Raw genomic sequence first — 11568 nt, 5'->3', positions numbered from 1 at the left:
ACGATTACCGAGGATATAAAAATGAACTTCAAAAACGCCACCGCCGGTGCTGCTCTCGCCTTCGCTGCTGCAACCCTGTTTGCCGGTGTCGCCACTCAGGCCCAAGCCGCGGACACTGCTCAGGTTCATTGCTACGGCGTGACTTCTTGCAAAGGCATGAACGATTGCAAGACTGCTGAAAATGCCTGCAAGGGCCAGGGTGTTTGCAAAGGTCACGGCTTCAAGGCAATGACTCAGACCGAGTGTGTGAAAGCAGGTGGCAAGGTCGGCGAGTAATCGACTACTGCATGCCGCCGCAGTGGTTTGCGCCACTGCGGCCACTTTGCGAGGAGTCCGCAAAATGTCTGCATCCCTTCCTTGCCTGGGCTACGGCCTGGGTTTGCGCAGTGCTTACTACCAACAGATTCTCGAGCAGTCACCCCCCGTTGACTGGTTCGAAGTCGTCTCCGAAAACTTCATGGTTCAGGGCGGCAAAGCTTTGTACTACCTCGACGCCATTGCCGAGCGTTATCCGGTGGTGATGCATGGCGTGTCGTTGTCCATCGGCGGGCCTCACGCCCTCGATCCAGACTATCTGAATCAACTCAAATTATTGGCTGAGCGAGTGAGACCCGCGTGGATCTCCGATCACCTGTGCTGGAGCCGCGGCAACGCTCATCAGCTTCATGATCTGCTGCCGTTGCCTTACACCGAGGAAAGCCTTCACTACGTTGCGGGCCGAGTGCGACAGGTTCAGGACGTTTTGCAGCGGCCGTTGGTGCTGGAGAATGTCTCCAGTTATGTGCGCAGCGCCGGCGACGATTTCAGCGAGTGGGAGTTTCTTGAAGCCCTCAGCCGACTGAGCGACTGCGAGCTGTTGCTGGACGTGAACAATGTCTATGTGAGTTCGCGCAATCACGGCTTCGATCCGTGGACGTTCATCCAAGGTTTGCCGGCGAACAAGATTCGCCAACTGCACCTGGCAGGGCACAGCGATTACGGACATTACGTGATCGACACCCATGATCAGCCCGTGAGTGATTCGGTCTGGACGCTCTATCAAAAAACCCTCGAACACCTCGGCCCGGTCGCCACGCTTCTGGAACGCGATGATCACTTCCCGCCTTTTGCAGAGCTGCTGACTGAATTGCAAAAGGTCCGGGAGCTAGGCGATAGCGTGCTGGCCCGGAGACTGAAATGCGTCTGAACGATTGGCAACTGGCCTTTGAGGATTACCTGTCAGGGGAGCGGGCAATAGCCGATCCCAAGCTGGGAGCAAGCCTGATCGGCGGCCCGACACTCGATGTAAATACTGGCTTGGCGATCTATCACAACGCCTATCAGGCGCGGCTTCAGGAAGTGTTGCGTGGGGACTATCCGGCCATCTGGCATTGGTTGGGCGACGATGAATTCGCACAGCTCGCCGCGGCTTACATTCGCCAGTCACCCTCAACACATTTCAGTTTGAGGTGGCTCGGTAAAGGTTTTGAAATGTTCATCCGTCAGCACCTGGTACCTGAACAGAGTGCTGCACTTGCCGAGTTAGCCGCGCTTGAGTGGGCTTTCACCCTGGCGTTTGACGCACCTGATTCCCGACCGCTGACGATGCAGGACATGGCCACTTTGCCACCGCAAGACTGGCCGATGTTGCGAGTCTGTCCCGGTACCACCGTGCAGTGGTTGGAATGTGCTTTCAACAGCGTCGCACTGTGGCGAGCAGTGAAGGATGAAACCGCGTTTCCAGGGAGCACAGGATTGGAGGCGCACCAGGTTGTCGTCATCTGGCGCAGCGAATTGGTTTGTCACTACCGGAGTCTCGAATCTGCCGAGGCAACCGCTCTAAAAGGTATGTTTCAGCACGGCTGGAGTTTTGCTGAACTGTGTTCCGAATTAGCAGTCATCTATGGTGAGGGTGCACCACTTCAAGCTGTTACATGGCTGAAACAGTGGATTCATGACGGTTGGTTACAGCGCCGCGAATCATAGAAAACGGCTATTAAATCGATAGCCAGCTATTTTTCCAGAATGGTCTAACCTCACATCAGACGTCTGAAACAAGGGGGGATTTTCCATGCTCGCGCAACTTCCACCGGCCTTACAGAATCTGCAGTTACCGCTACGCCTGCGACTCTGGGACGGCCATGAATTCAACCTGGGGCCGGCGCCCAGCGTCACTATTGTGGTCAAGGACCCACAAATGGTTACCCAGTTTACCCACCCAAGCCTGGACGCGCTCGGAGCGGCGTTTGTCGAAGGCAAGCTTGAACTCGAAGGCTCCATCAGCGACGTGATCCGCGTCTGTGATGAATGGAGCCAGGCGTTGTTGAGCGAGGATGACGACAGTCAACCAGTGCGCACCGTCCACGACAAGGAAACCGACGCGAAGGCGATTTCCTACCACTACGACCTTTCCAACGCGTTTTACCAGCTATGGCTCGACAGCGACATGGCGTATTCCTGCGCTTATTTCGAGACCGGCAGTGAAACGCTGGAGCAAGCCCAGCAAGCCAAATTCCGCCACCTGTGCCGCAAGCTGCGGCTGCAACCCGGCGAATACCTGCTGGATGTCGGTTGCGGTTGGGGAGGGCTGGCCCGCTTTGCGGCCCGTGAGTTCGGCGCCAAAGTGTTCGGGATTACTCTGAGTAAAGAGCAACTGGCCCTGGCCCGTGAAAGAGTGACGGCCGAAGGCCTGGACGATCTGGTCGAACTGCAACTGCTCGACTACCGCGATCTGCCTCAGGACGGGCGCTTCGACAAGGTGGTCAGCGTCGGCATGTTCGAACACGTCGGCCACGCCAACCTGGCCGAGTATTGCAAGACCTTGTTCGGCGCAGTGAAAGAGGGCGGTCTGGTGATGAACCACGGGATCACCGCCAAGCACACTGATGGCCGACCCGTGGGACGCGGTGCCGGGGAGTTCATCGAGAAGTATGTGTTCCCCAACGGCGAGTTGCCGCACCTGTCGATGATCTCCGCCGAGATCAGCGAAGCGGGGCTGGAGATCGTCGACGTCGAGAGTTTGCGTCTGCACTACGCGCGCACCCTGGACCATTGGAGCGAACGCCTGGAGGACAATCTGGAAGCGGCTTCAAAACTGGTTCCGGAACAGGCGCTGCGGATCTGGCGGTTGTACCTGGCGGGATGCGCCTATGCGTTCGCCAGAGGCTGGATCAACCTGCACCAGATCCTCGCGGTGAAAGCCCACGCCGATGGCAGCCATGAACTGCCTTGGACGCGAGACGACATCTACCTTTAGAGAATCGGCGAAATAAGCCGGGCGATCCGCATGCCGACCTGTTGCAGGCGGCGGGTCTCCCGGCTTTCTTCTTTGGCGATCTCGTGGGCCTGGGCGAAGTCATCGTTGAGCATCTGTTCCACCTCGGCGGCGAACGCGCTGTCGACGGTCAGTAGCATCACTTCAAAATTCAGCCGGAACGAACGGTTGTCCAGGTTGGCGCTGCCAATTGCGCTGATTTCGCTGTCGATCAACACCACTTTCTGATGCAGGAAACCCGGCTGGTAACGAAACACTCGCACGCCTGCGCGTACCGCTTCGAAGGCGTAGAGACTTGAGGCCGCGTAGACGATTCGGTGGTCCGGTCGTGATGGCAGCAGCAGCCGCACATCCACGCCGCGCAGCACCGCCAGTCTCAACGCCGCGAACACCGCTTCGTCGGGAATGAAGTAAGGGCTGGTGATCCACACCCGTTCTGTCGCCGCATGGATGGCTTCGACGAAGAACAACGAACAGGTTTCGTAGGAATCGGCCGGGCCACTGGCGAGCAATTGGCAGAGCACACCGTCGTCCGGGTACACGTCCGGCAGGATCAGCGGTGGCAGCGATCGCGCCGCCCAGAACCAGTCTTCGGCAAACGATTCCTGCATGCAGGCCACCACCGGCCCGCGCACGCGGACGTGGGTGTCACGCCAGGGTGCTAACGGTGGTTTCTCGCCCATGTATTCGTCGCCGACGTTATGCCCGCCGACAAAGCCCAGAATGCCGTCGACCACGACGATCTTGCGGTGATTGCGAAAGTTGACCTGGAAGCGGTTGAGCCAGCCGCTGCGGGTGGCGAAGGCTTTGACCTCGACGCCGCCATCACGCAACGGTTGCACGTAACTGTGGGGCAGGGAATGGCTGCCGATGCGGTCGTACAGCAAGTGGATTGCCACGCCTTCGGCGGCTTTCTTCAACAGCAGGGTTTGCAGGCGCTGGCCGAGGCGGTCGTCGTGGATGATGAAGAATTGAATCAGCACCGCTTCCTTGGCGTTGTCGATGGCTTCGAAAATCGCGTCGAAGGTGGCTTGGCCGTTGATCAGCAAACGCACTTCGTTGTTCGCCAGGCACGGCATGCGCCCCAGTTTCGGCATCGCTCTCAGGGAGGCGTATGCACTGGAAGCACGAGCGGTCAGCGCTTCTTCTACCCAGGGCCGCCAGTTGAGCTCGGAGATGGCCTTGCGCATTTCCTCGTTGGCCTGGCGCCGCGCCTTGATGTAGCCATCGAAGGTGCTGCGGCCGAAGACCAGGTACGGGATAAGCGTGAGGTAAGGCATGAAGATCAACGACAGGGCCCAGGCGATGGATCCCTGGGCGGTCCGGACGGTGAGTACGGCGTGAATGGCTGCGATCAGGCCCAGCGTATGAAGCAGTGCAATCATGTAGCCGAAAATGTGCGGTCCAAAGTAATCCATGGGGCAGCCTTGCTCCTGAAGATTCAATGCTTAACAGACCATGTTCCGTGCAGAATGTCGCTATTTAATTGGCCCATGAACCGAAGCCATTGGCTGACGTCTAACGGCCACTACTGATCAGGAGTTACTCGATGAACGTTCGTCTGCTGGGTTTGGCCGTGGCTTTTGGTTTGGCTCTTCCTGTGGCCGCTCAGGCGCAGATGCTGCAGCCAGGTTTGTGGGAATTGACCACGAGCAACATGAAGGTCGATGACCAGAACCTGCCGGACTTGCAGTTGATCCTCGGTCAGTTGCAAGGACAGATGACCCCGGCGCAGCGCGCGCAACTGGAGAAGCAGGGCATCACCATGGGTGGCAAAGGCATTCGCGCGTGCCTGACGCCGGAGCAAGTGAAGTCGGACAATATCCCGCTGACGGATCCGCAATCGGGCTGCAAACAGGAAATCACTGAGCGCAGCGGTAATCAGTGGAAATTCCGCTTCAGCTGTCCGAAAGCGCAGGGGGCGGGTGTCGCCACTTTCCTCAGCGATCGTGAGTTCACCACCAAGGTCAACGGCACGTTCAATGCGACCGGCCTTCAGCAGAAGGGTAGCCTTGATACCCGTGCGGTTTGGTTGGGGCAGGATTGCGGGACCGTTAAGCCGAGGGCTTAAAAGCATCGCGAGCAGGCTCGCTCCTACAGGGTCGGTGTGAATCCTGTGGGAGCGAGCCTGCTCGCGATGGCGTCAGTTCAGACCCTCGCAATGCCTATTGACCTCAACCAGTCACACACTGCCTCCACAGCCATCCTGCCGAAATCTTCCCCGGTGCGGCTGCGCACACTGACAAACCCGCCTGCTTTTTCTTTCTCGCCGATCACCACCAGATAGGGCACTTGCTGACTGTGCTCGCGGATCTTGTGGCGGACTTTCTCATTGCGCAGATCCGCACGAGCGCGCACGCCGCTTCGGCGCAAGGCCTCGGTCACGGACTGTGCGTAATCCGCCTGACGCTCGTCCATGCTGACGATGATTACGTGCGGCGGCGATCGCCAATCTTCCAGTTCCTGTTGGCAGCTCCAGCAAGTGCCATAGATCCGCTGCGGCGCGGTGCCGCTGATGTGATCAAGCGCGAATGCTTGCAACACCCGTGTTGCGGGAACATGCGGGCCCGATGACACACATTCGAAATCCCCGAGGAGGTAGGGCAATGACCTCTGCGTGGGTACCGATCCGGTTACCGGCTTGCGGCGCCGGATCGAATGGTTGGTCGCCGCCAGGGTCCTCATGCGCGCTTCGATGCCGGCAAGGTCGACCAGGTTTAACAGACGCTCAAACGCGAACTCGTAAAAGAAGCCGTCTCCCAGCGCCGATCCGGTCTGCAGCCGCGTTTTTGGATAGAGCTGCTTGATGGCCACCGCCAGCATCAAGGCGCATGAGCGTCGCAAGATCTCCAGCCCATCGGGCTCTTGAGGCGTAACGATGCTGACCCGGGCATCGGCCTCGATCATGAATTCACAGTCCACCAGAACACCGTCCACCCGGCCGGCCACGGCCGCTTTTGCCAGCCCGGCACCGATGCTCGCGGCAAACTCATACACCGACAACGGTTGGTCGTATTCACGCAATGAACCATCGCTCAGGGTGATGTGAATCATGTCGGTGCTCTCGAGTGCAATAAACGCGCGTTAGCGCATAAACCGTAGAGGTAAACCCTGGCAGTTGTCATTAAGACGTTGGTCGTGCCAGGCGATTTGCCCCGAGACGATCGTGGTGCTGACGCTGTGGCGAAACCGCTGGCGGGCGAAAGGTGTCCAGCCGCATTGCGACAAGATTGGCTGCCTGGAAACGGCTACGCCTTCCGGCTCGGGTTTGATCAGAACAAGGTCGGCCCAATAGCCTTCGCGCAGATAACCGCGGTCGGGAATGGCAAACAGATCAGCCACGCGGTGACTGGTCTTGGCCACGAGGGTAGTTATCGGCAGAACTTCGTCCAACACCAGTTCCATTAACGCCGGCAGGGCATGTTGCACCAACGGCAGACCGGAGGGTGCCTGGGTGTAGGGCCGTTGTTTTTCCGCCCACGTATGCGGCGCGTGGTCGCTACCGATGACGTCCAGTCGATTGCTTAACAGGGCATGACGCAAGGCATCACGATCAGCCTGGCTTTTGATAGCCGGATTGCACTTGATCAGGTTGCCGAGGGTCGGGTAGTCGCGATCATCGAACAACAAATGATGCAGGCAAACTTCGGCGGTAATGCGTTTCTGTGCCAGCGGCTTGTCTTCGAACAGAGCGAGTTCGCGGGCTGTGGTCAGGTGCAAAACGTGCAGTCTCGTGCCATGACGTTTAGCGAGGTCCACGGCCATTGAGGAGGAGCGAAAACAGGCTTCGGTGTCGCGAATCAGTGGATGGACGGCGGCGGGAATGTATTCTCCAAAACGCTCAAGCACCGTCGCGGCATTGGCCTCGATGCTGGGCGTGTGTTCACAATGCGCCAGCAGAAGGGTCGGCACCTCGGCGAATAAACGTTCGAGCGTCTGCGGATCGTCCACCAGCATGTTGCCGGTCGAGGCGCCCATGAATACTTTTACGCCAGCCACTTCGCAGGGATTGAGCGCCGCGACGGTGTCGAGATTGTTGTTGCTCACGCCGAAGTGAAAGCCATAGTTGGCGACAGAATTGATCGCAGCTCGACGTTTTTTGTCAGCGAGTGCCGCGAGGGTCAGGGTGGCCGGGTTGGTGTTGGGCATGTCCATGAAACTGGTGATACCGCCCGCCACGGCCGCCCGCGATTCCGTGTAAACGCTGCCCTTATCCGGCGATCCGGGATCGCGAAAATGCACCTGATCGTCGATCATGCCCGGCAGTAGCCACTGCCCTTGCGCGTCGATTTCGATGTGGGCATTTTCCCCGTCGATGCTGCTGGCAATCTTCACGATCCGGCCGTTGCTCACCAGCAGGTCACCCTCGAATTCTCGACCTTCATTCACCAATCTGGCATTGCGAATCAGCACGCTGCTCATGGTCAAAACTCGTTCTGCAGGGCTTTGTAGCCGCGCACCAGATCGACGTTAGTGCGCGCCACGTCTTCGGAAAACTCCGAGGCACTGACGCTCACCGGCGGGAACTGCGAGAGGTCGGTGTGGGGCCCGATGCGAGTGGTGGAGGGCACGTAGAAATCCTCAGGCAAGTCACGACCGTCGACCACGGAATTGTGCCGCACCACGCTGCCATCGCCGACCGCGCAGTTGAACAACACGCTGTTGAACCCGATGAACACCCGGTCGCCAACGGTGCACGGGCCATGAACGATGGAGCGATGAGCGATCGAACTGAACTCGCCAATGGTCACCGCCGCGCCGGACTTGGAGTGAATCACCACGCCATCCTGGATGTTCGAATTGGCACCGATGGTGATCGGTTCCATTTCGCCTGACGCATCCACTTCGTCGGCCCGAATGACGGCGTATGGGCCGACGAACACGTTTTCGCCGATCACCACTTTGCCGCAGATGATTGCAGTTTTATCCACATACGCGGACTCCGCAATCAGTGGCAAATCGCCTGAGGGATTCTTGCGGATCATGGCTTGCTCAAGGCGTCGTAGAGGGTGTTGAGGTTGTATTCAAACAGGCCGGCGAAGGTACTCGCCGGACCGCTTGCGGCGAGCGCGTCGGAGTACAACGTGCCACCGATGTGCGCGCCGCTTTCGTCGGCAATCTGTTTGAGCAGGCGAGCATCCTTGATGTTTTCCATGAACACCGCTTTAACCTTGGCCTGGCGAATCTGAGTAATCAGCGCAGCGACTTCGGCGGCCGAAGGTTCGCGTTCCGTGGACAGGCCTTGCGGCGCCATGAAGTCGATGCCGTAGGCCTGGCCCAGATAACCGAAGGCGTCATGCGAAGTGACGATCTTGCGGTTGCCTGGTGGCAACGAAGCAAGCTTGGCCTTGGCTTTGGCGAGCAGCGCGTAGATCTGTTTCAGGTAGACCTGGCTGTTGCGTTCGTAGTCGGCTTTGTTCGCCGGATCGGCGGCGATCAGCGCTTTGGTGATGTTGCTGATATACAACTCGGTGTTGGCCAGGTTGTGCCAGGCGTGAGGGTCGGGAACGGTCTCGCCGTCTTCATCCAGGGAGCGTGGGATGACGCCGTGGCTCGCGCTGATGACCGGGGCTTTGGTCTCGGTGCTGGTCACCAGACGGTCCAGCCAGGGTTCGAATCCCAGACCGTTTTTGATGATGAGTCGGGCCTTGAGCAAGGCTTTGGCATCGTCCGGAGTCGGCTCGTAGGTGTGGGCATCGGCGTCGGGACCGACCATGTTAGTGATGTGGATATGTTCGCCGCCGACCTGATGAGTCATGTCGGCGAGGATGCTGAAGCTGGTGACCACCTGAAGTTTCTCCGCAGCGGACAGCGACATCGACAGCATCAGACTGAACAGCACGAGTAAAGCGCGCATCGGAAAGCACCTCATTGGGATGTGAACAAAGGCGGGCGGCGCAGCAAACCGTGCACCGGCCCGAACACCACAGACAGCACATACAAACCGCCAGCCACCAGCACGATCGCCGGGCCGCTGGGCAGCGAGTAGTAGAACGACAGCAACAAACCGAGCCACACAGAGAGGCAACCGAGCAGGGCGGCGATTGCGATCAACACTGGCAAACGGCGACTCCAGAAGCGCGATGCGGCGGCGGGCAACATCATCAACCCAACCACCATCAACGCGCCGATGGCCTGGAAACCGATCACCAGGTTCAGCACCACCAGGGTCAGAAATACGCCGTGTGCCAAGGGACCGAGGCGGCTGACGGTTTGCAGGAAAAGCGGGTCGAGGGTGTCCAGCAGTAACGGTTTGTAGATCAGCGCCATAGCGATCAGGCTGACACCGGAGACCCACAACATGCCTGTCAATGTCGGCCCATCGACCGCCAGTGCCGAGCCGAATAACAGGTGAAGCAGGTCCAGGCGTTTGCCGGCGATGCCGAGGATCAGCACACCACTGGCGAGTGAAATCGGGTATATCGCGGCAAGGCTCGCATCTTCGCGCAACCCCGTCCGGCGGGTGATCCAGGCGGCGAGTCCGGCCATGCTCAAGCCTGCGCCGAGGCCACCGAAGGTCAATGCCGGCAAACTCAATCCGGCGAACCAGAAGCCGAGCGCGGCACCCGGCAGGATGCCGTGAGCCACTGCGTCGCCGATCAGGCTCATGCGTCTCAGGATCAGAAACACGCCCAGCGGAGCCGTGCTGCAGGCCAGGACCAATCCACCCAAGAGTGCCCGGCGCATGAATACAAACTCGTGGAACGGTTGCCAAAGCTGAGCGGCAGCGAGCATCAAGCCACCTGTGTTTGCGGTTGTTGACGGATCAGTTCGGTACTGGGTCCAAGTACGCAGCCGCTGCTTTTGATCAGCAAGCTTTGAGGCATGTGTTGGCGAACCGCGGCCAGGTCATGGCACACGACCAGCAGGGTTCGACCTTCGGCGTGCCAAGCGTGGATGTGCTTCCAGAGTAGCGACTGGCCCAACTCATCGAGTGCGGCGTGGGGTTCGTCGAGCAACAGCAACGGCGTGTCGGCGAGGCTCAAACGGGCGAGCAGGGCGCGCTGTAATTCGCCACCGGAAAGGGCCATCAACGGGCGCTGTTCCAAACCGCTCAGGCACCAGTTTTCCAGCACGGCTTTGAGGCGTTGGCGGCGTAGCGCTGGTGATTGTTGGTTGCCCCAAAAACCGGCTGCCACCAACTCTTGGAGGCTGATGGGGAATTGCCGGTCCAAGTGTTGCTGCTGGGGCAGGAAAGAAAGCGAACCCTTACGCGGGACATCGAGGATGATTTTTCCAGCCAGTGGTTTTTGCAGTCCGGCGATTACTTTCAGCAGGCTGCTTTTACCGGAGCCATTGGCGCCGATCACGGCCGTCAGACTTCCTCTGGGCAAGGCAAAATCCACAGGTGGCGTCAGCGGTTGACCAGGTGCTCCCCAGCGCAATGCTTGGCAGCGGATCATGGCGCTTCCCAGTTCCATCGGCTTTCGGCGACGGCATCGTGGGCGTGAAGGCTTTCGGCGTGGATGACGCGTATGTGGAAAGCGTTGATGCCGGGGGAGCGTTTCAGGGCCAGATTCAAGCGGCGGGCGGCGTCCTCACAGAACATCAGGTTCTGACCATTGGCCAGGGCGAAGGCTTGTTCATCGGCGCGCTTCACCGCGGTTTGCACGGCGGTCCCGAGTGCTGCTTCTGCATCGTTGATGAGTGCAATCAGCGGCAGGTCATCCAGATAATCGTCCAAGCGCAGCCGTAAATGTGCATTGCTGCGTTGGCTGTGAGGCGTCGCCACGATGCCTTTTGTGGAACCTAGCCAGGCCAATACATCGGCGTGTTGCAATGATTGGTTGGCGAAGTCGTCGACGAACTGTTGCTGAATCAATTGTCGGGAAAGTGCAGCTGAACACGGACACGTTGAGGAATATGGAACATCGATTTTTAGTTCCACGTGGAACATCGCGTTTTTCAAACGCGCTTCGATGCTCACCGGATATGTTTTCCAGCCGGCCAACGGGCTGATCAGCGCCGGTCTTTTGAGCAGTAAATCCGCATCAATTTTTAAGTAGGCGGTGTTGGATAGTCCTTCATGACTGTCGAGGAAACGTTGCAAGACTCGCCGCAAAAGCGCGGGTGTCAGGTTTTCACGTTCAAGCATTTCCAGCGCCAAATACAGCCGGGACATATGAATGCCGCGTGCTTCTCCATCATCAAGGCTCACGCCGGCGTCCGCCTTTGCGCTTAGCCGTTGGCCATCGAACAAAACAGGAAGGGCGATGCCGCACATGCCCACCCAGTCGAGTGGCAGGGCTTGGCGTGAAGCCTGCGCGGCGATATCCGGCAGAGTCAGCGCATTCATGAAAAGGTCCATCGTAGGA

The 11568-nt window shown here is 58.9% G+C and carries 13 protein-coding genes; 5 read left to right on the top strand and 8 right to left on the bottom strand.

Annotated features, from left to right (window positions below; all coding sequences use genetic code 11):
• Positions 1-21: 21 nt before the first annotated feature.
• The 4 genes from DJ564_RS00725 to cfaB all read left to right on the top strand — a co-directional run bounded on the left by DJ564_RS00725 (position 22) and on the right by cfaB (position 3235).
• The gene (locus tag DJ564_RS00725; protein ID WP_109626897.1) at positions 22-276 is read left to right on the top strand and encodes a hypothetical protein; all 255 of its coding nucleotides are present in this window, start codon (positions 22-24) and stop codon (positions 274-276) included.
• Positions 277-340: 64 nt separating this feature from the next.
• Positions 341-1186, top strand: coding sequence for a DUF692 domain-containing protein (locus DJ564_RS00720; protein ID WP_109626895.1), 846 nt, complete (start codon positions 341-343; stop codon positions 1184-1186).
• Entirely contained in the window at positions 1177-1965 is a 789-nt protein-coding gene (locus tag DJ564_RS00715; protein WP_109626893.1) for a DNA-binding domain-containing protein, read from the top strand. Before DJ564_RS00720 ends, DJ564_RS00715 begins: the two co-directional genes overlap by 10 nt.
• Before the next feature lie 85 nt (positions 1966-2050).
• Positions 2051-3235 (top strand): C17 cyclopropane fatty acid synthase CfaB, encoded by a 1185-nt coding sequence (cfaB, locus tag DJ564_RS00710; RefSeq protein WP_109626891.1) that lies wholly within the window; start codon positions 2051-2053, stop codon positions 3233-3235.
• On the opposite strand, the gene cls is transcribed toward cfaB, so the two are convergent.
• The gene (cls, locus tag DJ564_RS00705) at positions 3232-4671 is read right to left on the bottom strand and encodes a cardiolipin synthase (RefSeq protein WP_109626890.1); all 1440 of its coding nucleotides are present in this window, start codon (positions 4669-4671) and stop codon (positions 3232-3234) included. The genes cfaB and cls overlap by 4 nt on opposite strands.
• Before the next feature lie 131 nt (positions 4672-4802).
• Between cls and DJ564_RS00700 the strand changes: the two genes are divergently transcribed.
• On the top strand, positions 4803-5324 hold the full coding sequence (locus DJ564_RS00700) for a DUF3617 domain-containing protein (RefSeq protein ID WP_109626887.1): 522 nt from the start codon (positions 4803-4805) through the stop codon (positions 5322-5324).
• Positions 5325-5401: 77 nt separating this feature from the next.
• Here DJ564_RS00700 and DJ564_RS00695 read toward each other — a convergent pair whose 3' ends face one another.
• The 7 genes from DJ564_RS00695 to folE2 are packed head-to-tail and all read right to left on the bottom strand — an operon-like array spanning position 5402 to position 11549.
• The gene (locus DJ564_RS00695; RefSeq protein ID WP_109626886.1) at positions 5402-6307 is read right to left on the bottom strand and encodes a His/Gly/Thr/Pro-type tRNA ligase C-terminal domain-containing protein; all 906 of its coding nucleotides are present in this window, start codon (positions 6305-6307) and stop codon (positions 5402-5404) included.
• A 30-nt stretch (positions 6308-6337) separates the two neighbouring features.
• A complete protein-coding gene (locus DJ564_RS00690; protein WP_109626883.1) occupies positions 6338-7675 on the bottom strand; it encodes a dihydroorotase in 1338 nt (445 codons plus the stop codon).
• Between the two features lie 2 nt (positions 7676-7677).
• Positions 7678-8238 carry a DapH/DapD/GlmU-related protein gene (locus DJ564_RS00685; RefSeq protein WP_109626881.1) on the bottom strand — a complete coding sequence of 187 codons (561 nt, stop codon included), beginning with the start codon at positions 8236-8238 and terminating at the stop codon, positions 7678-7680.
• Entirely contained in the window at positions 8235-9110 is an 876-nt protein-coding gene (locus DJ564_RS00680) for a metal ABC transporter substrate-binding protein (protein ID WP_109626880.1), read from the bottom strand. Before DJ564_RS00680 ends, DJ564_RS00685 begins: the two co-directional genes overlap by 4 nt.
• An 11-nt stretch (positions 9111-9121) precedes the next feature.
• A complete protein-coding gene (locus tag DJ564_RS00675; protein WP_109626878.1) occupies positions 9122-9988 on the bottom strand; it encodes a metal ABC transporter permease in 867 nt (288 codons plus the stop codon).
• Positions 9988-10656: a metal ABC transporter ATP-binding protein gene (locus DJ564_RS00670; RefSeq protein ID WP_109626876.1), complete on the bottom strand. Its 669-nt coding sequence runs from the start codon at positions 10654-10656 to the stop codon at positions 9988-9990. The genes DJ564_RS00675 and DJ564_RS00670 overlap by 1 nt, the downstream gene beginning before the upstream one ends.
• Complete coding sequence (gene folE2, locus DJ564_RS00665; RefSeq protein WP_109626875.1) at positions 10653-11549, bottom strand: GTP cyclohydrolase FolE2; 897 nt, start codon at positions 11547-11549, stop codon at positions 10653-10655. Before folE2 ends, DJ564_RS00670 begins: the two co-directional genes overlap by 4 nt.
• Positions 11550-11568 lie beyond the last annotated feature (19 nt).

Source organism: Pseudomonas sp. 31-12 (genome assembly GCF_003151075.1).
Taxonomy (GTDB): Bacteria; Pseudomonadota; Gammaproteobacteria; order Pseudomonadales; family Pseudomonadaceae; genus Aquipseudomonas.
This window is presented reverse-complemented; position numbering and strand designations above follow the sequence as displayed.

Coding starts and splice junctions, on each gene's coding strand:
- DJ564_RS00725 (WP_109626897.1), top strand. CDS start 22: ATGAACTTCAAAAACGCCACCGCCGGTGCTGCTCTCGCCTTCGCTGCT.
- DJ564_RS00695 (WP_109626886.1), bottom strand. CDS start 6,307: ATGATTCACATCACCCTGAGCGATGGTTCATTGCGTGAATACGACCAA.
- DJ564_RS00700 (WP_109626887.1), top strand. CDS start 4,803: ATGAACGTTCGTCTGCTGGGTTTGGCCGTGGCTTTTGGTTTGGCTCTT.
- DJ564_RS00685 (WP_109626881.1), bottom strand. CDS start 8,238: ATGATCCGCAAGAATCCCTCAGGCGATTTGCCACTGATTGCGGAGTCC.
- DJ564_RS00675 (WP_109626878.1), bottom strand. CDS start 9,988: ATGCTCGCTGCCGCTCAGCTTTGGCAACCGTTCCACGAGTTTGTATTC.
- DJ564_RS00690 (WP_109626883.1), bottom strand. CDS start 7,675: ATGAGCAGCGTGCTGATTCGCAATGCCAGATTGGTGAATGAAGGTCGA.
- cls (WP_109626890.1), bottom strand. CDS start 4,671: ATGGATTACTTTGGACCGCACATTTTCGGCTACATGATTGCACTGCTT.
- DJ564_RS00715 (WP_109626893.1), top strand. CDS start 1,177: ATGCGTCTGAACGATTGGCAACTGGCCTTTGAGGATTACCTGTCAGGG.
- cfaB (WP_109626891.1), top strand. CDS start 2,051: ATGCTCGCGCAACTTCCACCGGCCTTACAGAATCTGCAGTTACCGCTA.
- DJ564_RS00670 (WP_109626876.1), bottom strand. CDS start 10,656: ATGATCCGCTGCCAAGCATTGCGCTGGGGAGCACCTGGTCAACCGCTG.
- DJ564_RS00680 (WP_109626880.1), bottom strand. CDS start 9,110: ATGCGCGCTTTACTCGTGCTGTTCAGTCTGATGCTGTCGATGTCGCTG.
- folE2 (WP_109626875.1), bottom strand. CDS start 11,549: ATGAATGCGCTGACTCTGCCGGATATCGCCGCGCAGGCTTCACGCCAA.
- DJ564_RS00720 (WP_109626895.1), top strand. CDS start 341: ATGTCTGCATCCCTTCCTTGCCTGGGCTACGGCCTGGGTTTGCGCAGT.